The sequence below is a fragment of the Roseburia sp. AF02-12 genome (genome assembly GCF_003461765.1).
Classification (GTDB): domain Bacteria; phylum Bacillota; class Clostridia; order Lachnospirales; family Lachnospiraceae; genus Roseburia_C; species Roseburia_C amylophila.
Map to the genome: position 1 here is coordinate 740020 of NZ_QTXS01000001.1, position 25292 is coordinate 765311.

At 39.9% G+C, this 25292-nt stretch carries 19 protein-coding genes, 1 other RNA gene and 1 other annotated feature; of the genes, 6 read left to right on the forward strand and 14 right to left on the reverse strand.

The genetic code is table 11. From position 1 onward, the window contains the following. Window positions 1-197: 197 nt before the first annotated feature. From leuS to DV740_RS03725, 3 genes are all read right to left on the reverse strand, one after another. The gene (gene leuS / locus DV740_RS03715; RefSeq protein WP_117698990.1) at window positions 198-2618 is read right to left on the reverse strand and encodes a leucine--tRNA ligase; all 2421 of its coding nucleotides are present in this window, start codon (window positions 2616-2618) and stop codon (window positions 198-200) included. 111 nt (window positions 2619-2729) lie between these two features. After that, entirely contained in the window at window positions 2730-4031 is a 1302-nt protein-coding gene (locus DV740_RS03720) for an InlB B-repeat-containing protein (protein ID WP_117698991.1), read from the reverse strand. Window positions 4032-4104: 73 nt separating this feature from the next. Further along, on the reverse strand, window positions 4105-6198 hold the full coding sequence (locus tag DV740_RS03725) for an elongation factor G (RefSeq protein WP_118087470.1): 2094 nt from the start codon (window positions 6196-6198) through the stop codon (window positions 4105-4107). A 318-nt stretch (window positions 6199-6516) separates the two neighbouring features. On the opposite strand from DV740_RS03725, the gene aroF reads away from it, so the two are divergent. The 3 genes from aroF to aroA are packed head-to-tail and all read left to right on the forward strand — an operon-like array spanning window position 6517 to window position 9964. Beyond that, a complete protein-coding gene (aroF, locus tag DV740_RS03730) occupies window positions 6517-7533 on the forward strand; it encodes a 3-deoxy-7-phosphoheptulonate synthase (protein ID WP_022243873.1) in 1017 nt (338 codons plus the stop codon). Window position 7534: 1 nt separating this feature from the next. Then, entirely contained in the window at window positions 7535-8632 is a 1098-nt protein-coding gene (locus DV740_RS03735; protein WP_118087471.1) for a prephenate dehydrogenase, read from the forward strand. 54 nt (window positions 8633-8686) lie between these two features. Further along, window positions 8687-9964: a 3-phosphoshikimate 1-carboxyvinyltransferase gene (gene aroA / locus DV740_RS03740; protein ID WP_118087472.1), complete on the forward strand. Its 1278-nt coding sequence runs from the start codon at window positions 8687-8689 to the stop codon at window positions 9962-9964. A gap of 132 nt (window positions 9965-10096) precedes the next feature. Here aroA and DV740_RS03745 read toward each other — a convergent pair whose 3' ends face one another. The 9 genes from DV740_RS03745 to deoC form a co-directional block, all read right to left on the reverse strand. Beyond that, on the reverse strand, window positions 10097-10438 hold the full coding sequence (locus DV740_RS03745) for a PilZ domain-containing protein (protein ID WP_022243876.1): 342 nt from the start codon (window positions 10436-10438) through the stop codon (window positions 10097-10099). Between the two features lie 74 nt (window positions 10439-10512). Beyond that, a complete protein-coding gene (queA, locus tag DV740_RS03750; RefSeq protein ID WP_117841091.1) occupies window positions 10513-11538 on the reverse strand; it encodes a tRNA preQ1(34) S-adenosylmethionine ribosyltransferase-isomerase QueA in 1026 nt (341 codons plus the stop codon). Window positions 11539-11555: 17 nt separating this feature from the next. Beyond that, the gene (pheT, locus tag DV740_RS03755; protein WP_118087473.1) at window positions 11556-13979 is read right to left on the reverse strand and encodes a phenylalanine--tRNA ligase subunit beta; all 2424 of its coding nucleotides are present in this window, start codon (window positions 13977-13979) and stop codon (window positions 11556-11558) included. A gap of 82 nt (window positions 13980-14061) precedes the next feature. Next, window positions 14062-15081, reverse strand: coding sequence for a phenylalanine--tRNA ligase subunit alpha (pheS, locus tag DV740_RS03760; RefSeq protein WP_117698997.1), 1020 nt, complete (start codon window positions 15079-15081; stop codon window positions 14062-14064). A 101-nt stretch (window positions 15082-15182) separates the two neighbouring features. Next, window positions 15183-15399 (reverse strand) — a binding site (T-box leader). Between the two features lie 47 nt (window positions 15400-15446). Then, window positions 15447-16301, reverse strand: a complete 855-nt coding sequence (locus tag DV740_RS03765; protein ID WP_022243880.1) for a YihY/virulence factor BrkB family protein — start codon at window positions 16299-16301, stop codon at window positions 15447-15449. Between the two features lie 2 nt (window positions 16302-16303). Next, window positions 16304-18532, reverse strand: a complete 2229-nt coding sequence (locus DV740_RS03770; RefSeq protein WP_158561502.1) for a SpoIID/LytB domain-containing protein — start codon at window positions 18530-18532, stop codon at window positions 16304-16306. A gap of 182 nt (window positions 18533-18714) precedes the next feature. Then, a non-coding RNA gene (gene ssrS, locus DV740_RS03775) (6S RNA) lies at window positions 18715-18894 on the reverse strand. Window positions 18895-18977: 83 nt separating this feature from the next. Continuing rightward, on the reverse strand, window positions 18978-19385 hold the full coding sequence (locus DV740_RS03780; protein WP_117946988.1) for a cytidine deaminase: 408 nt from the start codon (window positions 19383-19385) through the stop codon (window positions 18978-18980). A gap of 80 nt (window positions 19386-19465) precedes the next feature. Beyond that, window positions 19466-20110, reverse strand: a complete 645-nt coding sequence (gene deoC / locus DV740_RS03785) for a deoxyribose-phosphate aldolase (protein WP_117946989.1) — start codon at window positions 20108-20110, stop codon at window positions 19466-19468. A gap of 220 nt (window positions 20111-20330) precedes the next feature. Here deoC and DV740_RS03790 point away from each other — a divergent pair, with 220 nt between their 5' ends. After that, window positions 20331-21692, forward strand: coding sequence for a citrate/2-methylcitrate synthase (locus DV740_RS03790; protein WP_117946990.1), 1362 nt, complete (start codon window positions 20331-20333; stop codon window positions 21690-21692). A gap of 126 nt (window positions 21693-21818) precedes the next feature. Here DV740_RS03790 and DV740_RS03795 read toward each other — a convergent pair whose 3' ends face one another. Beyond that, the gene (locus DV740_RS03795) at window positions 21819-22163 is read right to left on the reverse strand and encodes a hypothetical protein (RefSeq protein ID WP_022243885.1); all 345 of its coding nucleotides are present in this window, start codon (window positions 22161-22163) and stop codon (window positions 21819-21821) included. Between the two features lie 216 nt (window positions 22164-22379). On the opposite strand from DV740_RS03795, the gene DV740_RS03800 reads away from it, so the two are divergent. Continuing rightward, complete coding sequence (locus DV740_RS03800) at window positions 22380-22757, forward strand: response regulator (protein ID WP_117698987.1); 378 nt, start codon at window positions 22380-22382, stop codon at window positions 22755-22757. Window positions 22758-22759: 2 nt separating this feature from the next. Continuing rightward, a complete protein-coding gene (locus DV740_RS03805) occupies window positions 22760-23641 on the forward strand; it encodes a chemotaxis protein CheX (RefSeq protein ID WP_117698986.1) in 882 nt (293 codons plus the stop codon). A 122-nt stretch (window positions 23642-23763) separates the two neighbouring features. On the opposite strand, the gene thrC is transcribed toward DV740_RS03805, so the two are convergent. Continuing rightward, complete coding sequence (thrC, locus tag DV740_RS03810; protein ID WP_117698989.1) at window positions 23764-25254, reverse strand: threonine synthase; 1491 nt, start codon at window positions 25252-25254, stop codon at window positions 23764-23766. Window positions 25255-25292: the final 38 nt, after the last annotated feature.

Genomic DNA, 25292 nt, shown 5'->3' on the forward strand with positions numbered 1-25292 from the left:
CTTGTTTATTTGAAATATTTACTCCATTTTCTTTCAACTTTTACTCCAAATTTACTCCATTTTAAAAATCTGTTACGATATTATGCGGTATTCTATGATACCTTTTCTTTGTAGAAAAATGTCTGCAAACCTTGATTTTCAGCGAACTTTTCAATATTTCCAAGCACTTTATTCTGTTGTGAGATTTTCTTCTCAAATTATTTCATTACAATATTAATGATTTTACCCGGTACATAAATCTCTTTGATTACATTGCCGGTAAGCTTATCTGCAATTGCAGCTTTTCCTGCAGCAAGTGCATCCTCTTTGGAAGCATCTTTTGCAATGCTGACAACACCCTTTGTCTTGCCGTTAATCTGTACTGCAATTTCAACTTCATCATCTTCCATTGCATCTTTATCATACTCCGGCCATCTTTCTGCAAATACGGAAGTATCATGACCAAGCTCGCTCCACAGTTCTTCTGCAATATGTGGTGCAAACGGAGCAAGAAGAAGCACATAAGTTTCCAGTGTCTTTTTATCTACGCCGCCCTTCTTGGAAAGGTCGATCAGTTTGTTGTTGTATTCCATGAATCCTGAAATTACAGTATTTAAGCTGAAGCTTTCCAGTCTCTGGGTGATATCATATACCAGTTTATGACGAATCTTAACCAGTTCTTTAGTCTCAGCAACATCTGCATCCTTCTGGCTCATTACAAGATTCCAGAATCTGGTGATGAAACGGTATACACCATCGATTCCACGATCATCCCACTCAGAATCCAATTCCGGTGGTCCAACAAACAGCTCATATAATCTTAAGGAATCACAGCCGTAGTCACGAACCAGATCATCCGGTGAGACGACATTTCCTTTAGATTTACTCATCTTGATACCATTCTTACCGGTAATCATACCCTGATTAAACAGTTTGGTAAATGGCTCATCAAAATCAATTACTCCGATATCATATAAGAATTTGGTATAGAAACGGGAATACAGAAGATGCAGTACTGCATGCTCTACTCCACCGATATACATATCAACCGGAAGATATTTATCTGCTTTCTCGCGGCTTACTAATTCATCTTTGTTCTTGTTATCTACATAACGTAAGAAATACCAGGATGAACCTGCCCACTGTGGCATGGTATTGGTCTCACGTTTTGCAGGCTTACCACAGCAAGGACATGTGGTATTTACCCACTCCGTAATATCTGCCAACGGTGATTCTCCGGTACCTGTCGGCTGATAAGATTCAACCTCCGGTAACAGTAATGGAAGCTCTTCTTCCGGAACCGGAACTGCTCCACAATCCGGACAATGTACGATTGGAATTGGCTCGCCCCAGTAACGCTGGCGGGAGAATACCCAGTCTCTTAATTTATAGTTGGTTGTCTTCTTACCAAAGCCCATCTTTTCAATCATTTCCGGAGCTTCTTTCTTAAGAACGGACGACTCCATTCCATTCCAGTCACCAGAATTAATCATAATACCTTTTGCTTCGGTATAAGCTTCGGTCATATTTTCAATTTCCTTACCATCTTTGGCAATAACCTGGATGATTGGAATATTGAATTTCTTTGCAAATTCAAAGTCACGGTCATCATGTGCAGGAACACACATAATTGCTCCGGTACCATAATCAGCTAATACATAATCAGAAAGCCAGATTGGAACCTTTGCACCATTTAGCGGATTGATTGCATAAGAACCGGTAAATACACCAGTCTTTTCTTTATCCTGCAAACGATCTACAGAAGATTTCAGGGATGACTGATAGATATAATCCTCTACTGCAGCTCTTGTCTCATCAGTTGCAAGCTCTTTTGCCAAAGCATGCTCCGGTGCAAGTACCATGAAGGTTGCTCCGTGAAGAGTATCCGGTCTTGTGGTATAAACAGTAATCTCTTTATCGCTTCCATCCACCTTAAAGTTGACTTCTGCTCCATTACTCTTACCAATCCAGTCAGTCTGCATTTTCTTAACCTTTTCCGGCCAGTCAAGTTTATCAAGGTCTGCAAGAAGACGGTCAGCATATTTGGTAATCTTAAGCATCCACTGCTTTAAGTTCTTCTTGGTAACATCAGCACCACAACGCTCACATTTACCATTTACAACTTCTTCATTGGCAAGACCAGTCTTACAGGATGGGCACCAGTTAATTGGCATCTCTTTCTCATAAGCAAGTCCGGCTTTAAACATTTTTACAAAAATCCACTGTGTCCATTTGTAGAATTCAGGATCGGTGGTATTTACTTCCATATCCCAGTCATAGATTGCAGCAATTTCCTGAATCTGACGCTTGATATTCCTGATATTTTCAGCGGTAGATTTTTCCGGATGAACACCCATCTTAATTGCGTAGTTCTCTGCCGGAAGACCAAATGCATCCCATCCCATCGGGTGAATGACATAATATCCATGCATAAGCTTATAGCGGCTCCATACATCAGATATTACATAGCCTCTCCAGTGACCTACATGAAGTCCGTTTCCGGATGGGTATGGAAACATATCCAGACAATAGTATTTCGGCTTCTTGCCATCATTTACGTTAATTGGCTTATCTTCCCAGACTTTACGCCATTTCTGCTCTACCGCTCTGTGATTATACGGTACTGTTGTTTGTGACATCTTCAATTCCTCCTAATTAAAACAGCTTTCGTCCATAAAATAAGGACATGCTGATAGAATGCCTTTTTAGAGACTTATACTCATAAAATTCTATCACATGCCCTCAATTTGTCAAGGAAAAATGGTATTTGTATCAATTGTAAGAATCCGGTCTATCGGACAAATGCTCTTCCCTTTTCCGTCTGTGCCTTCAAAATATTTCGAGCTTGCCGATTCAAACAGCACATAGATATTGCCGTCTGCATAATTAATTTCTTCGGAACATGGTGGCATTTCCACCTTAAGTTCCGGTGCCCGCGGCTTTGTATCCATTGCATCTACATTCTGGTAAATCTTTAAATAGGATGAATTGCTTCTTCCATAGGATGTGCTTAAATACACTCTGTCCTGTTCATCAAAAGCAATTCCCTGCACCTTTTCCGGTATCTGGTAGCGCTGCTGTTCCATCAGTTCTCCATCCTGATATTTATAAGAAATCATAATGGATTTGAATAAGGCATTGTGTGTTGCTACCCAGAGAATTCCATCATGCCAGGTAATGCAGGATGGCATATTCGCTACACGGTATTCTTCAAACATTCCGGTGGCATCCACAAAAATCTTCGGTTTGGACTCTGCAATCTTTTTTATATAACTGTAACTAAGCCGCTCCAAAGACCTCGTATCCGAATGGCAGATCCAGACATTTCTTCCATCGTAGGTAAGTCCTCCAAGATGGCTGTTCTTTTTCATGCCAAGAGTAACCATATATTCTCCGGTCTCTTTGTCAAAGATATAAAGGGCTCCAAGGCTTTCCGAATCATCCGTATTATATGCTGTAATCATATAATAATCTTCGGTAATGCAGATTCCCTGCGGACACTGGTTGTCCGTGGATGTCATATTCTGTGCATAATCCTGTTCCCTGGTGGATGGCATTCCCGGAATATTTACATCATAGGCAAAGCTGAATCCACAATCCTTTAACATCCGGTCATTTCCGCTCATCTGTGATGCCGTGGAATATGGATACATTTCCACGCTATAAGAAGAATCAATCTTCTTGGTCCATTTTGCGTATAACGATACGTCTCCGAAATTATCAATGTTTATCTCTGTAATCTTATTCTGATAACTGCTTTCGGTATACCAGCCAGCGAAATTATATCCCGGTTTTTCCGGTATATCAAGGGTTAGAGGAAGTTCTTCTATAATATAGTTATAAGTCAAATCAGAAGAAGGGATTCCACCATTTAAGTAATAGGTGATATCATAATCTTCCTTTAATACATTGGCATCTTCCGGCTCCATGCTGTAATAAAGAGAGGTAGTGATTGGCAGAGAACGAAGTGCTTTTGCTTCTGAAAACTGCGAATTATCGAAAAACAGCGCAATAATCAAAACAATTGCAAAAAAAGTTCTTTTCTTTCCCATGTCACCACCACCTCTCTTTCCTCATCCGTTTGTCTTAACAGATATTTTTTCTCATTACACTTATCTCACTACACTATTTATCTTCTTCTGAAGCAAGCTTGGATGCCCGTTCTTCCATCTGTACCCTTGCGACTTCCTCCGGTGCCTGTTCGTATCTGGCAAACTGGTAGGAGAAATCTCCGCTTCCCTGCGTCATGGAACGAAGTCTTGTGCCATAACCATATAATTCAACATAAGGAATATCCGCTAAAATCTCGGTGGTTCCTTTGTTATCCGGTGTCATGCCCAGAACTCTTGCCCGCTTCTTATTTAAATCTCCCATTACATCTCCGGTATAAACGTCCGGTAATGTAATCTTAAGGCTGGCAATCGGTTCTAAAAGCACCGGTTTTGCTTCTAAGATTCCTTTCTTTAAAGCTTCTCTGGCTGCAACCTTAAATGCCATTTCCGAAGAATCCACTGCATGATAGGAACCGTCATAAAGCACTGCCTTGATACCAAGTACCGGATATGCCGCCAAAGGTCCTTTCTGCACGCCCTCCTGAAGCCCTTTTTCTACTGCAGGAAAGAAATTCTTCGGAACCGCTCCGCCAACCACTTCCTGCGAAAACTCATAAGCTTCCTCAAGATTTCCCGATGGTGAAAAACGCATCTTTACATGTCCATACTGGCCATGTCCACCAGACTGTTTCTTATATTTATATTCCACATCTGAGGTTCCTCGGATGGTTTCACGGAATGCAACCTTCGGACGGCTCAGTTCAATCTCTACTTTATATTTATTTTTTAAGGTTTCTACCAGAACCTCCAACTGCTGTTCCCCGATACCATAAATCAGTGTCTGGTGATTAGCACTGTCATTTACCGTCTTAATGGTTAAGTCTTCCTGCATGATTTTCTGCAGTGCCTGGGAAATTTTATCTTCATCACCTTTATTCTTTGCTTTATACCTCATGCCGGTATATGGCTCTGAAATACTTGTCCGGATAAAGAGTATCGGATTGGCTTTTGTAGACAGGGAATCGGTTGTCATAGCTCCGGAAAGCTTTGCTAATGCTCCGATATCTCCGGCATGAAGCTCCGGTACTTCCTGTGGTTTGCTGCCGCACATTACATAGAGCTTTCCAATCCTGCCTTCTGTATCCCGATGATGATTAAAAAGCAAATCATCGGTTTTTAACACACCGGAATTTACTTTTATCAGAGAATATTTTCCAATAAAAGGGTCTACAATTGTTTTAAAAATATATGCTGATTTTGGCTTTGAGAAATCATAATCTGCGGAATATACTTCATTGCTCTTGGCATTGATTCCGGTACAGGAACGTTTATCCGGGCTTGGGAAGTATTTTATAATGTCATCTAACAAGGTATACATACCCTGTGCAAGAATGCTGGAACCCATGGAAACCGGAACCATGCTGGCATCTGCCACATTAACGCGAAGTGCCTGACGTATTTCGTTTTCTGAGAATTCATCACCATTAAAATACCGCTCCATGAATTCTTCACTGGTTTCTGCTACCGCTTCCATCAGGGCATCGGTACAGATTCCAAGGTTATTCTGGCTGTATTCCGGAATCTCACATTCTACTACTTCGCTCTTATCATTCCATCTCTGGGCGCTCTTACGAACCACATTGATATAGCCTACAAATTTCTCGTTTTCACGAATCGGCAGATGAAACGGTGCAATCCGCTTGCCATATAACTGCTGTAAATCTTCTACTACCTGCCGGAAGCTTGCATTATCAATATCCATCTCCGTAACAAATATCATTCTCGGAAGATTGTATTTCTCGCAGATGTCCCAGGCTTTCTTCGTACCGACTTCAATTCCGTTCTTGCCGGATACCACGATAATTGCTGCATCTGCGGCACTGACTGCTTCTTCCACTTCACCGACAAAGTCGAAATATCCCGGAGTATCTAAGAAATTAATCTTGGTATTATCCCAGATAACCGGAACAACCGAAGTATGGATGGAAAACTGTCTTTTGATTTCTTCTTTATCAAAATCACTGATAGTATTTCCATCAGAAATCTTTCCCATACGGGTTGTCATGCCGGATAAATATGCCATTGCTTCCACCAGACTGGTCTTTCCCGCTCCACCATGTCCTAAAAGCACGACGTTTCTGATTCTGTCCGTTGTAAATACTTCCATATGTTATTCCTCCTGTACTATAGATTTATGTATATATTTTACTAAATCAAGTTATTTTCTTCAACCATATTATGTATTATACACAACATTTATGAATGAATTGTAAATGTGCAGTAAACATTTTGCACTATTTTTGATCATTTTATTGTGAAATTTTGTATTTTCGCACGTTAAACTTTAACGCTTTAAAGTATTGACATTATATTCTGATTCCGTTATAGTATACATGCACCACCGGAGAGATGCGGTTGCATTCCGTTTCTTCTCATATTATAATAGTCCGGTCAGGTGACATTTTTTAAGTGAGGATTATAAATTATGATTATTGTTATGAAACCATCCGCTCTTCCACAGGATGTAGATAAAATTGTAGATGCAGTGGAAAAAGAAGGCTTAAAAACACATCTTTCGCATGGGGAAGAAGTTACCATTATCGGAGTGGTCGGTGATAAAACCAAATTAGATATTCAGCGCATTGAAGCCAGCCCTGAAGTAGAAAAGGTAGTTCCGATTACCGAAAGCTACAAACTTGCCAATAAGAAGTTCCACCCACAGCCAACCAGCTTCAAGGTTAAGGATACCGTAATCGGTCCTGATACCATGACAATTATGGCTGGTCCCTGTGCCGTTGAAACAGAAGAACAGCTTCTTTGCATTGCCCGTGCAGTCAAGAAGGCAGGGGCAACTATTCTTCGTGGCGGTGCTTACAAACCTCGTACTTCCCCATACTCTTTCCAGGGTCTTGAGGAAGAAGGTTTAAAATATATGAAGACCGCTTCTGATGAAACAGGTCTTGCAACCATTTGTGAAGTAACCAGTGCACATGCCGTAGAATCTGCTGTAAAATATGTCAGCATGCTTCAGGTCGGTGCCAGAAATATGCAGAACTTCGAATTATTAAAAGAAGTTGGCCGTGCCGGTCTTCCTGTCTTATTAAAAAGAGGTCTGTCTGCTACGATTGATGAATGGTTGAATGCAGCAGAATATATTATCTCTTCCGGAAGTCCAAACGTTGCTTTATGTGAACGTGGTATCCGTACCTTTGAGACTTCCACCAGAAACACTTTGGATTTAAGTGCAGTATGTGTCTTAAAGGAACGTACCCATCTTCCGGTCATCGTTGACCCAAGCCATGCAACCGGTGTCCGCTCTTTCGTTGAGCCGCTTGCTAAAGCCGGTATTGCCTGCGGTGCCGATGGTCTGATGATTGAAGTACATAATGACCCTGCACATGCACTTTCCGATGGTCCGCAGTCTCTGAACTTCGAACAATTCGATTCTGTTATGGAACATATCAAACCATATATTTCCTTAAGCGGAAGGAGCTTAATGTAACATGGACTTTAAGAAAATCGGTTTTATTGGTCTTGGTCTTATCGGCGGTTCGATGGCTAAGACCATAAAACGCATTTACCCGGAAACAGAACTGATTGCCACATCCGGTCATCTTTCTACCATAACTGCAGCTTTTGAGGACCATACTATTTCCAATGATACGCTGCTTGCAATGAAAGATTTCTCCGACTGTGATATTATCTTTCTCTGCTGTCCGGTACAGAAAAATATTGAATACATAAAAGAATTAAAGCCCTTTTTGAAAAAGGGCTGTATTCTTTCTGATGTAGGAAGTGTCAAGGGGGATATTCACGAAAGTATTACCGCCCTTGATTTAGAATCCTTTTTTATTGGCGGACATCCTATGGCAGGTTCTGAAAAGACCGGCTATCAGGCTGCAACCGCCTATTTATTGGAAAATGCTTATTATATTTTAACCCCGACTGCAAAAACTGATACCACAGTGCTTCATGCGTTCCGGGATTATATTGCATCCTTAGGCTCAGTTCCTATGATTATGGATGCGAAAACCCATGACTATGCAACCGCTTCTATCAGTCATCTGCCGCATATTATTGCAGCAAGTCTTGTGAATCTGATTCGTGAAACCGATGATGAAAATGAGACGATGAAGACGATTGCAGCAGGCGGATTTAAAGACATTACAAGAATTGCATCCTCTTCTCCTGTAATGTGGCAGCATATCTGTGCCTCTAACCGGGAGCAGATTTTAACACTCATTGACCGCTATACGGAAGAATTAAATACCATGCGTAGTCTGATTGCTGAAAGAAAAGAAAAGGAAATCTATGATTTCTTCTCTCATGCCAAGGATTACCGGGATTCTATCACCATTACTTCTTCCGGTCCATTGCGTAAAGTCTTTGAATGTTATTGTGATCTGATTGATGAAGCCGGTGGAATTGCAACCATTGCTACGATTCTTGCCAGTAACAATATCAGTATTAAAAATATTGGAATTATCCATAACCGTGAATTTGAAAACGGTGTACTTCGTATTGAATTATATGAAGAAGAAGCACTTAACTGTGCCATTGCACTGCTTCGCAAATATCATTATACAGTTTATGAACGATAATATTTAGATAAAATATTGACAATATTTCAGAATACATCCAGAAAGGATTTTATTATGCAGATCAAAAAAGCCCATGCCTTACATGGAGAAATAAATATTCCGGGAGACAAATCCATTTCCCATCGTGCAATTATGTTTGGTTCGCTTTCCAACGGCACAACCGAAATCACCAATTTCTTAGAGGGTGCCGACTGTCTTTCTACGATTTCCTGCTTTCAGGAAATGGGCATTGAAATTGAACGTAAAAAAAGTCGTGTACTTGTCCATGGAAAAGGATTACACGGTCTAAAGGAGCCACAGCATATCTTAGACGCGGGGAACAGCGGAACTACTACCCGACTGATTTCTGGTATCTTAGCCGGTAATCCATTTGTCAGCCAGTTAGATGGGGATGATTCCCTTCGCACCCGTCCCATGAAGCGTATCATGGAACCGCTTCGTCTCATGCAGGCAGATATCGAAAGTTTAAAGTATAACAACTGTGTTCCTTTAAAAATAACCGGACATGAATTACATGCCATTGATTATACTTCCAAGGTTGCATCTGCCCAGGTAAAATCCTGTATCCTTTTAGCCGGCTTATATGCGGACGGAATTACCAGCATAACGGAACCGGTACTCTCCCGCAACCACACAGAACTAATGCTTCGCTCGTTCGGTGCTAAAGTCATCTCTAAAGGAACAACTGCATCCATTGCACCGGATCCTGTTTTAAACGGACAGAAAGTGGAAGTTCCTGGAGATATTTCTTCAGCAGCCTATTTTATTGCGGCAGCGTTACTTACTCCTGGTTCCGAAGTCTTAATCCGCAATGTTGGAGTCAATCCCACAAGGGACGGCATCTTAAAAGTTGCCAAAGCAATGGGCGGCTCCATCGAACGGCTGAATCCAAGAACCGCATCCGGTGAGCCGGTCTGCGACCTTCTGGTAAAAGGCAGTTCACTTCATGGTACCGTGGTGGAAGGGGAACTCATCCCGACTTTAATCGATGAAATCCCTGTGATTGCTGTTATGGCAGCCTTTGCAGAAGGAATCACTATTATCCGGGATGCTGCAGAACTTAAGGTAAAGGAAACCGACCGTATTCTTACGGTAACAGAAAACTTAAAGTTATTAGGCTGTGATGTTACCCCAACGGATGATGGCATGATTATTCACGGCGGAAAGACCTTACACACCGCAGCCATAGATGCAGGACTTGACCACCGGATTGCTATGAGCTTTGCCATTGCTGCGTTAAATATTGATGGTGGTATCGAATTAGAGCATTCTGAAATTGCAGAGGTTTCTTACCCTGATTTCTACAAAGATTTGCAGAAATTGTACATCTAAAATATAAACCAGTTTAAAACATACAGTGTCTATCACTGGCAGTTCTTTACAAATGCTTGATAATATCAAAAACCATGGAAAAAGTTCCATGGTTTTCTTTTATAACATAGTTTTTATATCTAAGTTTATCTTTTAGACATCATTGAAAATCTGATAAATATCAATTTTTAATGCATCGGTATCTGACATTCCAACAAATACACAGCCATATTTATAGGTTCCGTCCCCCTTCGGGTCACATCTGACAATCTCAAGTACCGCATCAATGACCTCTTTCGTCCAAATCTGAATCTTGGTATCATAGTAGGTTCCAACTTTCAAATTCTGGTCAGAAACAAATCCGATTCCGGAACGTGAAATATCGGTAACTACCACATGAATAAATTTTAAAGTAGTAATATCATCCTGATCCAGACGTTCCAGCTGAACAGATACATCTAAATCCAATCGTTTATGTTTTCTTCTCTCGTCCATAGTCCTCTCCTTCTATCAAGATTAAAGCTAATAAAATTATTTTATCCTATATTTTGAATTCTGACAATAAGAAATTATTTTATCAGCATAGCATCCCCAAAACTAAAGAAACGGTATTTTTCTTCTACTGCTTTCTTATAGGCAGCCAGAATATGTTCCCTGCCTGCAAGAGCAGACACCAACATCACAAGGGTAGACTGTGGCAGGTGGAAATTCGTAATCAGAGCATCTATAACTTTAAACTTATAGCCCGGATAGATAAAGATATCCGTCCATCCGCTCTTTTCCCGTAAGGTGCCATCTTCTTCTGCTGCGGACTCTAAGGTTCTTGTACTGGTGGTTCCTACGGCAATTACCCGGTGGCCATTTGCTTTGGCACGATTGATTTTATCGGCTTCCGACTGTTCAATCCGGTAGAATTCCGAATGCATATGGTGCTCTTCGATGGTATCTACTTTTACCGGACGGAAAGTGCCAAGTCCCACATGAAGGGTAACTTCTGCTATATCTATGCCCATATCACGAATCTGCTGTAATAATTCCGGTGTAAAATGAAGGCCCGCTGTTGGGGCAGCGGCAGAACCATCATATTTGGCATATACTGTCTGATAACGGTTCTTATCCTTTAACTGATGGGTAATATAAGGCGGCAATGGCATCTGACCAAGCTGGTCTAAAATCTCTTCAAAGATTCCATCATAGTGAAACTGAATCAGCCGGTTACCATCTTCTACGACCTCTAAGACTTCTCCGGTCAAAAGTCCCTCTCCAAAAGAAATCTTAACACCAGGCTTACATTTCTTTCCCGGTTTTACCAGTGTTTCCCAGATATCATTTTCTTTTCTCTTTAAAAGAAGAATCTCTATTTTGGCTTCCGTTCCCTCTTTGACTCCAAACAGTCTTGCTGGAATTACCTTGGTATTATTTAATACAAGACAGTCTCCCGGCTGCAGATAATCTACTACATCACGGAATATTTTATGTTCAATATCTCCTGTTTTCTTATCTAAGACCATAAGTCTGGAACTGGAACGATCCTCCAGAGGATCCTGTGCAATCAGTTCCTCCGGTAAATCGTAATCAAAAGCTTTTACATCCATGTTTCTTTCCTCTATTTCTAAGCTCTCAGTTCAATCTTCATTGCTTCTAATGCTTTTACAATGCGGTTCATTGCTCCGCTTAAATCTGCTTCCTCTAAGTTCTTATCCTTTGCACGGAAGGTCAGTGAATAAGCAATAGATTTATAACCCGGTTTAATCTGGGCTCCTTCATAAATATCGAACAGTGTGTAGCTTTCTAAGTAAGCGCCGCCCTTGCTGTCGAATACTTTTTCGATATCTCCTGCAAGAATCTCTTTTGGAACAACCATACTGATATCACGGGTTGCTGCCGGGAATTTGGCAATACCTTTGTATTTACGGTCAAAGGTTGTTTCATCCATAATAGATGGCATATCAATCACTGCAACGTATACTCTGTCTTTGATATTGTAATTAGCAGCTACAATCGGATGAACCTCTCCTAAGTAACCAATTACTTTACCATCATATACAATGTTTGCCTGACGGCCCGGATGCAGATAAGGTCTTCCGGACTTCGGATCATATTCAGCTTTCTTCGTCATTCCAACTTTATAGAAGAATTCTTCTACCACGCCCTTCATGGTAAAGAAATCACCTTCACCATACATACCAAGGGTAAACTGCATTCTCTCGTCCGGAAGTTCCGTTACCGGTACACTCTTTGGCAGATAAATGTTGCCTAATTCATAGAGGCGTACATCTTTATTTCTTCTGTTGTAGTTGGTTGATAAAGATGTCAGCATTCCATTTAAGGATGTGGTACGCATAATACTGAAATCTTCTCCCAAAGGATTGGAAATTGTTACGGTCTGGCGTAATGGTGAATCTTCCGGAAGTAATAATTTATCAAATACCTTCGGGCTTTCGAAGGAATAATTCATGCCCTGTGAAAAACCGCAGAACTCTGCAATTTCTCTTGCAATTGCTTCGATTCTTAATTTATAGGATAACATTCCGGTAGTAGCTTCTCCGCTCGGCAGGGTTGTTGGAATGTTTGCATAACCAAAGAATCTTGCTACCTCCTCTGCAAGGTCTGCATCACACTCTAAGTCCTGTCTCCAGGATGGAACTAATACTTCATTGTTTTCTTTATCATAACCTAATTCCAGACGTTTAAAATAGGAAAGCATTTCTTCCGGCTTAATATTGGTTCCTAATAATTTATTGTATTTCTCCGGTTCAAAAGGAATCCGTCTGCCTTCTTTCTTATTCTCGTAAATATCAATGGCTCCGCCAACTACTTCACCGGCACCTAATTCTTCGATTAACTGGCAGGCTCTATTCATAGCTTCCATAGCAAGGTTCGGATCCAGACCTTTTTCAAATTTGGAAGACGCATCGGTACGAAGCCCGATTTTCTTACCGGAAAGGCGGATATTGGTTCCATCGAAGCATGCAGCTTCAAAAAGCATGGTTTTTACATTGTCTGTAATCATGGAATTCTCGCCACCCATAATACCTGCAATACCGATTGCTTTCCTGCCATCACAAATCATCAGAACGTTTTCATCCAAAGTACGCTCCTGACCATCCAAAGTTGTAAATAATTCGCCTTTTCCGGCACGTCTTACAACAATCTCTTTTCCCTCGATGGTATCCCAGTCATATGCATGCATCGGCTGTCCGTATTCTTCCATAACATAGTTGGTAATGTCCACAATGTTATTGATTGGACGGATTCCCTGGGCTGCAAGTCTGCGCTGCATCCACTTTGGTGATGGAGCAATCTTAATATTCTTTACCACACGGGCGGTATAACGAGGACATAATTCTTTGTCTACTACATTTACTTTAATATAGTCATTGACATCCTCATCATTTCCGGTCTCAGTTACAACCGGCGGTACAAATTCTTTCTTAAAGGTTGCTGCTGCTTCTCTGGCAATTCCAAGGATTGAAAAACAGTCTACACGGTTATTTGTAATCTCATATTCCACAATAGTATCGTCAAGGCCTAATGCTTTAATTGCATCATCACCCGGTTTTACCTCATCCTCTGCGAAGATGTAGATACCATATTCCGGAGCTTCCGGATACATATCACGGGTAGAACCAAGTTCTTCAATGGAGCACATCATTCCATTGGACTCAATTCCTCTTAATTTACCTTTTTTAATTTTGATGCCGCCTTCTGTCATCTTTCCATCATGTCCACCGGCAACACGTCCGCCATCTAATACAACCGGAACTTTATCTCCTTCTTTTACATTCGGAGCACCGGTTACAATCTGGATGTCCTCACCTGTTCCCACATCTACCTGACAGATGATTAACTTATCAGCATCCGGATGCGGCTCGATTTTCTTAATCTGTCCAACGACGATTTTCTCTAAATCGGCATCCATTTTCTTGTAAAATTCTACTTTTGAACCGGACAGAATCATTGCATCGGTATATTCCTGTGCATCTACATTAAGTCCCGGAACCAAAGCTTCTATCCATTTTAATGATGTATTCATATTGTTTCTCCTTCTATCAACTCTCTACTGTGTTCTTTTCTTTCCGACTACAGGAAGCATGTCCCTTCAACTTCCCTGTTCATTAAAACTGTCTTAAGAAACGGTCATCATTCTCATACAAGAGACGCATATCATCAATTTCATATTTCAATAAAGCAATACGCTCAAGACCAACTCCAAATGCAAATCCTGAATATTCTTCCGGATCAATACCGCTCATACGAAGCACCTTCGGATGAACCATTCCACAGCCTAAGATTTCAATCCATCCTTCTCCCTTACAGAAACGGCATCCTTTACCGCCACATTTAAAGCAGGTGACATCCATCTCTGCACTTGGCTCTGTAAATGGGAAGTGATGCGGACGGAATTTTACTTTGGTTTCCGGTCCGAACAGACGGGCTGCAAACTCCTGCAGCGTTCCCTTTAAATCTGCAAATGTAATATTCTTATCAATTACCATTCCTTCTATCTGATGGAAGGAAGGTGAATGGGTTGCATCTACTTCATCTGCACGGAATACTCTTCCCGGTGCAATCATGCGGATTGGCAGCTTGCCTTTTTCCATGACACGGACCTGTACCGGTGAAGTCTGGGTACGAAGCACGATTTTATCATTAATATAGAACGTATCCTGCTCGTCTTTTGCAGGATGATTTGCAGGAATATTTAACGCTTCAAAGTTATAATAATCATATTCTACTTCCGGTCCTTCCACTACTTCATAGCCCATACCGGTAAAGATACGCTCTACTTCTTCCAATGCAATGGTATTCGGATGACGATGGCCGACACGGTTCTTTTTAGCCGGAAGTGTAACATCAATTACTTCATGTTTTAATTTCAGTTCCATCTGGGCAGCTTCTAATTTCTGCTTTGTCTCATCTAATTTCTTTTCAATAGCTTCCCTGGTCTCGTTTACCAGCTGTCCTACCAGAGGTCTGTCCTCCGGTGCAACATCCTTCATTCCTTTTAATACTGCGGTGAGTTCACCTTTCTTTCCGAGAAATGCAACTCTGACATCATTCAGTTTGCCAAGTTCGCCGGATGATTCAATCTGATGAATTGCCTCTTCCCTGATTTTCTGCAGCTTTTCTTTCATAATAATATCTCCTTCTATCATTTTATTTCATTCATAAATAAACTACGAGAAACACGCTTTGCGAATTTTTCACGTAAAAAAAACGCGAAGCATTTTCTTCCCATAGGGACGAAATTACTCCGCGGTACCACCCTGATTTCTAAATCATTAGACACTTATAAATACTTAACGCGTATCACGTCACAGACTACTAACATTCACCTGTGCAGCTTCCGTGCGAAATTCAATTACTGCCTTACCTTAAGGAAACTTTCAGCCGATGATTTCCTCTCTCTTTAAAAAGTACAATAACCTACTGAACACTTTCATTGCCTTTTACTTTTTCACTAAATGTTATAATATCACAGTGTTTCTAAAACTTCAAGTTATTTTTTATCCCGTTTCCGCTCCTTCTTCTGCTGTATGAATCCTGCAATATATTCGTCGAATACCACATTGAATTCCGCACATAACATCAGGATATACATGCAAAAATACATCCACAACATAATTAATACCAATGTAGTCAGGCTTCCATACATGGAAAATCCATTAAAATAATTCACATAGATAGATAATCCGGCAGAAAACACACACCAGGCAATGGCACAAAGTACTGCACCCGGAAGCTGGGAACGAAAGGTTGCCTTACGGTTTGGTATCAATGTAAAAATCACTACAAAGAGAATGACTAACACCAGTATCATAATAAGGCTTCCACGTTCAAATATGAGGCTTACAATATGTGTCATTATCGGAATATGCTTCACCAGAAGATGTTCTAATGATTTGCCAAATACCAGTAATACCAGCGAGATTACAATAGCAATGACAAATACAATGGTATAAATAATCGCCCAGAAACGGAGAACAAACCAGTTTCTGGTCTCCACAATATCATTTACCACATTCAACCCATTTGCCATATACTGCACACCCTTGGCTGCCGACCACACTGCTGCGATGGCTGCAATCGATACGATTCCAAAGGATTTGGTATAGACTTCATTGATAATATTTACCAGGAACGGTGCAATATATTCAGGCATTGTTTCATTTACAATCTGTAAAATCATCCCTTCCGTTACCGGCGTGTACTGCAAAAGGGAACTGAATACCATAAGAAATGGGATGCTGGATAAGAGGATAAAAAATGCCGCCTGTGCTGCAAATGCATTGATATTATCCCGTTTACATTTATCTAAAAATGATTTTACATTTCCAATCAGTTTCCAGAGCAAACTTATGCACCCCCTTCTTCCTTCGTCGTATTTTGTGGCTGATATAACTCAGTCAATTCTGTATCCTGATAAAAATAATTTAATATCCTTTTATAATCAAAGCCCTGCCCGCAAAGCTTTTGTGCCCCATTCTGGCTCATGCCGATTCCATGACCGTAACCACCGCCAAGGACTGCATAAGTTCCATCCCCTTTTGCCTGTATACTGATATAAGCACTGGGCAGAATACTCATTTCCACACTGCTTCCATCCAAAAGGTTAATATTCGTAATACCACAGCCCAAAATTGCACGCATATTATATTCGGACTGTACGCTGACTGCACCATTCTGGAATTCAAGTTCCAGTTCTAAAATAACACCACTCTGATTGCGTTTTACCACATTTATTGCCTGCAATGAGCCAAAGTTACTGCAACTGTCTGTTGTTTCCGTCTTAGATGCATCTTTATAATAACTAATTGCCTCCGGCTGGTGCTCTTTTCTATCGGCTATCGTATGAAGCAATGTCTCATCTTTTCCCTGGAAATCAAGCACAGTATTCCAACGGAAATATTTCAAATCCGATTCATAGCAGGCACTGTCTACGTTACTGATATAATCCAAGAAGCTTTTTTCATCCGATAAATCAATGGGATTTTCTTCACTGCGCACCCAGACGCCCTGCAAATAACCATAAGCATCTTTATCAAGATTCCAGGCTTCGTAATCTCCGGTATGTCCATAGGATGTGGAATAATAATAAGTCTCTATAATATCACCTTTATAAGAAAGTACCTGACCTTTCGTCTCATCTACCGCAGCTACCGTTTCCGGCGTCTGATTCTGCTTATTATACACCTGAAAATTCACACTGTCATCTACATGTGCTCCATAAGCTTCATATTTATTGTGCATCATCTGGATATAAGCATAGCTTCTGGCACAGACAGCCTGTGCTTTTAAGGCTTCCATTCCATAAGAAGATGGAACCTCACTTGGGATAACGCCCTTTACATAGGATTCTAAATCCACTACATTTACCACGGTATATCCTTCCGGATACATACGAAGCTCCATGCTGCCTGCATAAGCCGGAGATATGCGATTGCCCTGATTGTCAGTAAAATAGAATGGCGATGTGCCATCCTCTGCGACTAATGAAACAGACGATGTTGTCAGTATATTGGCATAACAGGATGCTGTAATCACGCTTCCTGCTTCTAATACAGTTTCCGTTTCTCCATAATAAAGATGCACCGGCACATCCGATACCAATGATACATCAGAACGGAACATATTATCATTGTCTAATAACAAAACACGGATGTTTTCTATTTTAGCAGGCTCTGTCAAAAGAATGGCGCAGATCTGTTTTTCTGCCACTACAAATGTAATTTCCATATTTTCCAGCATCAGCGCATCCATGGAGACTTCCCGGATTCCATCATAAGTTGCATATATTTTCATGGCTTCATCTATCGCAACTTGTCCATATCCCTTAATCTCCATTGCGGTATCTGTTTTTGATATCAGCTTTCCGGTAATGGTATCTTCCTTCCGGCTGATTTTATGTATCTCTTTTTCACTGAAAAAAATATCTGCTACGACATTTGATAATTCTTCATCGGTATCAACCGGCAGCTGGTATTCTGTTCCCTGATAAAGAAATGTAAGATTTCCTTCTATATTTGAAATGAGATAGGCATTTTTCAATGCCACATCTTCTTTATCCTTTGCGGCGACCCCGATTACTTTATCCTCTAACAGATAAACACCATAACTGTGAAGCTTCTGATACCACTTTAGATTGGATGTAATGGCATAAATGCCATCCTGTGTGGTAAGCTGCTTTTTTTCTTTTTTCAATACAAGAATGTCCTTTTTTAAGACAGACGTATCGGTATCAAGATAACTTAAAATTTCATCATATATAGCAAACCAGGCTGCCCGGTCAATGTTTTTTTTCGAATCATCCAAAGGAATATATTCTTTTAAATGAAGCAATTCCAGAATGCCACTTACATCATCATAGGTAAGTGTTCCCTGTTGCGGCAGTTTCTCAGCCCATTCGTCCTTGGAATAATAAGTAAACTGCAGCAGGGAGGGAATCTCATTCCGATAAACACATTGTTCGGAATATCCATTTTTCTCCCCTTTTGTATCCGTTATCAGAACCACCAGTATAAGAACCAGAAGTGCTCCACAAAACAGCAACAGATAATTACTTTTTTTACTTTTCACTTTTCGCATAATAACTCCTTTATTGCCTGTTGCAGAAAAGAAGCTGCTTTTCAGCAGCTTCTTTTTTCTCTTTTGTATTTTCGGTTCTTTTGTAAACATGCTTCTTTGGTATACTATATGTTTATCTTCCGTACCTTATGATTCTTTTGTACACAAAGATTCTTTCGTCTATTCATACCTTATCTTTAGCAAATATACCCAAAATGCCGTTTCCTGTATTTTGACTCCTAGCAAAGCTAGGTGGGTAACCTCAACCAATACTCTGCCTTCCACTGCAAACGGAGGCCTGACATCCTATTGGAGATATTGGAATCCCGTTTAAAGTAAATGTAGGTTCAAAATAACAGGCGTGTCGAACATCCCAGGCATAAAACTATCTGCTTTTTGTAATTGTTATTATACTCTAATATGTGTTGCTTTTCAATGTAAAATTCCTGTCAAATTGTGGAACAATTTATGATTGCAGATCTTTCGGTGAAAAGGATGCCGGAAAAAGCTCTTCTAATTTCATAACTTTGATACCGCCAGCTCCATCTTCCATAATTACCTCAAATGTGCTTCCATCTACAAATTCTGTCAGCACCTGCCGGCAGACACCGCAAGGTGTAAGCGGTTCTTCCCTGTCTCCCACTACAGCAATAGCTAAAAATTCTTTTTTCCCTTCGGATACTGCCTTAAAGACAGCTGTTCGCTCCGCACAGTTCGTGGGCGTAAAGGCTGCATTTTCAATATTACATCCGGTATAGATACTGCCATCCTTACAATAAAGGGCTGCACCTACATGAAAATTGGAATACGGTGCATAGGAATATTTTTTGGCTTCTTTTGCCGCTTCTAATAATTGTCTTTTGTCCGTCTCCATGACACTCACCTTTTCTAAATTATTTCTGTTTTACAAATTTTTTTCATTATCTTATCATTCTTCATTGCTCTTAATATCTGCTATCCCAGAATATCAACGGCAGAACTTGTGCCAAGCCGTGAACAGCCTGCCTTAATATAATTTTCCATATCTTCTTTGGTACGGATTCCTCCGGCCGCCTTAATCTTAACCTCTGCTCCAATGTGTTCTTTCATTAATAATACATCTTCCATGGTAGCACCTGCCGTTCCAAATCCGGTAGATGTCTTGATAAAATCTGCTCCGGCATTGGTTACCGCATGGCACATGGCAATCTTTTCTTCTTTTGTAAGATAACAGGTTTCGATAATAACCTTTAAGATCCTACCTCCTGTTACCTCTTTTAAAAGACGGATTTCCTCTTCTACTTTATGATATGCCCCATTCTTTACATCGCAGATATTAATTACCATATCAATTTCGTCTGCGCCGTCTTCCAATGCTTTCTTTGTCTCTGCCAGCTTTCCTTCAGTGTTCGCATATCCTAACGGAAATCCTACTACGGTACAGATTTTGATTTTATCGCCGTAAGTTTCTTTTACCCGGCTGATGTAACAACTTGGGATACAAACCGATGCGGTATGGTATTTTATTGCTTCTTCACATAATTTTTCTATGTCCTTCCATGTGGTAAAGGCTTTTAACGCAGTATGATCCACATAACGATATAATTCTTCTTTTTCCATTTTGTACCTCCGGTATTTTTTTTAATTGTAATATATATTCTGTAATTTATCCAGCAAAAAACGTTTTATCAGAGAACATTTTTACATTAGTACTATCTTCCTATAATTCTAAATTTTTTAGAAAACAATTTTAAACTTTCTTTAAAATTTACGCTTTTTTCTTGTTTTCTACAACCGAAATATGATAACATATTAAAATAATTAAAAGAGGAGGAACAATATGACAGGACGTTTTTATGAAATCACACCGGAAATAATGGAACTTGCGAATAAATGCTCCGCATCATCCATCATTCCTTCTGAATTATATACGAAATATAATGTTAACCGTGGTCTTCGTGATTTAAATGGAAAGGGTGTTCTGGTAGGACTTACACACATTTCTGATGTATGCTCTACCAAGCTGGTAAATGGAGAATACATTCCATCTGAGGGCGAACTTTATTACCGTGGCTATAATGTAAAAGATTTAGTAAAAGGAATTGCACCGGACAGCCATTTTGGATTTGAGGAATGTGCTTATCTTCTGATGTTTGGTGAGCTTCCAACCAAAGAACAGTTGAAAAACTTCTGTGGACTGCTTTCCGAATACCGTACACTTCCAACCAGCTTTGTACGTGATATTATTATGAAAGCTCCAAGCAAAGATATGATGAATACACTGGCACGAAGTGTGCTTACACTTTATTCCTATGATGACCGTGCCGATGATATTTCACTTCCTAATGTATTGAGACAGTGTTTGCAGCTTATCAGCTTATTCCCACTGCTTTCTGTATATGGTTATCAGGCTTACCGCCATTATCATGATGGTGCCAGCCTTTATATTCATACCCCACAGCCGGAATTATCTACTGCAGAAACAATTCTTCATATTCTGCGGCCAGACAGTAAATATACCCCATTAGAGGCAAAGCTTTTAGATATCGCATTAATCTTACATATGGAGCATGGTGGTGGAAATAACTCTACCTTTACTACCCATCTGGTATCTTCTTCCGGAACCGATACTTATTCTGTTATTGCAGCATCCCTTGGTTCCCTGAAGGGGCCGAAACATGGTGGTGCCAATATCAAAGTAGTTCAGATGTTTGAAGATATGAAACGCACTGTAAAAGACTGGACAGACGAAGACGAAGTAGGTAAATATCTTACTGCACTTCTTCATAAAAAAGCTTTTGACCATGCCGGTCTTATCTATGGAATGGGTCATGCAGTATATTCTCTTTCCGACCCAAGAGCAGTCATCTTCCGCGGTTTTGTGGAAAAGCTTTCCCAGGAAAAGGGATATGAAAAAGAATTTGCACTCTACTCTTTAGTAGAACGTCTTGCACCGGAAATCATCGCCAAAGAGCGTAAAATCTATAAAGGTGTAAGTCCAAACGTAGACTTCTTCAGCGGATTTGTTTATCATATGCTTGACCTTCCGTTAGAACTCTATACACCAATTTTTGCAATTGCAAGAATTGCCGGCTGGAGTGCCCACCGCTTAGAGGAGCTTTCCCAGAACGGAAAAATTATGCGTCCTGCATATCGTAACATCGGTGAACGCAAAGAATATGTTCCGATTGACAAACGTTAAACCGCAAGCTTCTGCCACCTGCAGCTTCTTACGGAATGCTTAGACACAAAAAACTGTAGTTCTTATCCGGTATCTTTTCCAGATATAAACTACAGTTTTTTGTAAATTATTATAAGTAAATATTTTTTATAAATACTTCTCTCTGGCATTCTTTAATGTACTGACCAAAAAAAGACAGGATAACACCAGCAGCAGAAGGATTCCTGATTTAATAATAATCGGCAGTTTAAAGATGGTCTCACCCAATGCCGTCACAATGCCATATACTAATGCCAGTGCTCCGCAAAGAAGCATTTTCGGTGTTACTTCTTCTCTTATCTTCTCCGGATGTTTACATTTCTTTAATTCCTCCGGCGTTGCCAGAAGGCTGCTTGTCTTTCCGGTACTTTTCATCCATATGCCATTCATAAGAACATAGACACCTACCAGTGCTACCACAACATCTACTACTAAATTCCAGTTTACTTTCATAATATGTAACCTCTTTTACTCTTTTTTCCTGACTCTGATTTATCTTACCACACTTTACATTGCTATGTGAACATATTTATCATATAACCTTCTATTCTTATTTGTTTTTTATGCAAAACCACGAATTTTATCGAAAAAGCCATTGAAACTTTTGGTCAACTATTGTAGTATATTAATATGTTCTAATTATTCTAGTTGTATTTGGAGGGATTATATATGAAATTAGACGAAGCAAAAATCCTGATTGGAGATGACTCCATTCTTGCAAGAAAACAGTTAAAAGACATTATTGCGCAGTATGGTGGTACAACTTTTGTTGAGGCAGCAAATGGTCAGGAAGCAATTGACAAATTCAAATCCGATAAACCTGATATCGTTTTTCTTGATATTGTTATGCCTGTAAAAGATGGTATTGCCGCTGTAAAAGAAATTAGAGAATCTGACCCGAAAGCGGTTATTATTATCGTATCTTCTGTTGGTACACAGGCTCAGTTAAAGAATGCAATTGAAGCCGGTGCAAAGGACTTTATCCAGAAACCGTTGAATGTTGAACAGATTGAGCGGGTACTGAAGAATTATTTTGAAGGGAGATAATTATGTATACACAGTTTTTTGGTAATTTTCTTTTAAGCAAAAGTGCTGTTCCTGCGGATAAACTGGTAGATGCATTAGAGAGGCAGTCCTCTTCCTATCTGAAATTAGGTACTCTGGCAATTCATGCCGGATTATTAAATGCTTCCCAGGTTGACGCTATTGTATGCCGTCAGACCCATGAAGACAAGAAATTTGGTGAAATTGCAATCGAAGGCGGATATCTTACAAAGGAACAGGTTGACAAATTACTCTCCTCGCAGAAACCAGACTACCTGCTTTTAGGTCAGATTTTGATTGAAGACGGACTGCTTACCAACAGTCAGTTTGAGGAATTACTTGCAGAATATCAGGCAAGTAATGAAATTGATGATTTAAATGTTGCTAACGAACAGAATGATATGGTTGAAAAGCTGATTCATAAATTCTTCCATTTTGATAATTCTGATATGTCAGGAAAGATTGTTGCATACCTTAATCTTCTCTTTAATGATATCGTTCGTTTCATCGGAAAGGATTTTACACCATTAAATCCACTGATGAAATCCGAGTATATGACCAACTATTGTGTTACCCAGAAAGATGAAGGTTTACTTTCTTTCAATTCTGGTGTAGACATGAGTAAATCTGTTGCAATTGCTTTTGCATCCCGTTATGCCAAAGAAGAATTCCATGAATTCGATGAGTATGTAAAAGCTTCTATCGAAGATTTCTTAAATCTTCACAACGGATTATTTAATGTAAATATGTCTAATGAATTTTCCCTGGAATTAAACTTATGTCCTCCGGAAGTTCATGAGGAAGAAACACTTACAAATGCCACTAAGATTTATGTATTTCCAATTATTTTCCCATTTGGAACCATTCACTTCCTGATGGAAATCTAATCTTAAGCCTTTACATTTTATTTACATAAACAAAACCCTGTCAGATTTCTCTGACAGGGTTTTGTTACCTTATACCCATAAGAAACTGCCGGTAGCAGATTCTCTATGTTTTACATAAGCATTTAGATATTTAAAAATGCTTTTACCGTCTTAGGCATATCTTCTACATCGCATTCTGTCTTATGAAGTACTTCTGCACTGCGGATGTCTTCAATTGCCTGTGGAACTGTTACATTTGCAATCTTGCTTAACTCATCTACCAGTTCAAAATCAGTCATGGAATCATATTTTTCTTTATCAATGGCATCCATTACGCTTCTGGTAAACTTGAACGGACTTGCTGTTGATGCAATAACAGTCTTGGTATTATCACCGGTCTCTTTTACATATTTGTGGTATACACCGGTTGCTACAGCAGTATGTGTATCAATCACATAGCCGGTCTTCTCATAGAGGTCACGGATTACTTCTGCTGTTTCTTCCTCTGTGGTGTAATTGCCATAGAAGTCAGCAAGCTGGGCACGCATCTCATCGGTAATCATATATCTGCCCTCTTCTGTTAATGCACGCATGAATTCTGCATTCTTCTCTGCATCATTTCCGGCAATACGATAAATCAGACGCTCTAAGTTGCTGGAAATCAGTATATCCATGGATGGAGAAGAAGTTAGTACAAATTCACGGTTTCTGTCATAGGTTCCGGTTGAGAAGAAGTCAAATAATACCTTGTTCTCATTGGAAGCACAGATTAATTTTGCAATCGGAAGCCCTAAGTTCTTTGCATAGAAAGCTGCTAAGATATTTCCGAAGTTACCGGTTGGAACTACAACATTAATCTTTTCATCTTTTGCAATTGCACCATTTTCATATAATTTTGCATATGCATATACATAATAAACAATCTGAGGAACAAGACGGCCGATATTAATGGAGTTAGCAGAGGAAAACTGATATCCGGCTTTGTCCATCAATTCTGCCAGTTCTTTATCAGAAAACATTTTCTTAACGCCGGTCTGTGCCTGGTCAAAGTTACCATGAATACCAACTACATGTGTATTTGCCCCTTTCTGGGTAACCATCTGCTTCTCCTGAATCGGGCTGACACCATTCTTTGGATAGAATACAATAATCTTAGTACCAGGAACGTCTGCAAATCCTGCTAAAGCAGCTTTTCCGGTATCACCAGAAGTTGCTGTTAAAATAACAATTTCATTCTTTACATGATTTTTCTTTGCAGCAGTTGTCATAAGATAAGGCAGAATGGATAATGCCATATCCTTAAATGCTATCGTAGCTCCATGAAAAAGCTCCAGATAATATGCACCGTCTGCATCTACTAACGGAGCAATCTCTTCTGTATCAAATTTAGAATCATATGCACTATTGATACAATGCTTTAATTCTTCTTCTGTAAAGTCTGTTAAGAAAAGCTTCATTACCTCGTAAGCAGTCTCCTGATAGCTCATTTTTGACAGGGTATCCATATCAACGTCAAGCTTTGGTAATGAATCCGGCACAAATAAACCACCGTCTCCTGCAAGACCCTTTAAAATTGCCTGTGAAGCTGTTGCCTTTTCATCTGAGTTTCTTGTACTTGTGTAAATCAAATCCATTTTTTGTCCCTCTTTTGCTCTCTGCATAAAATTTGTTC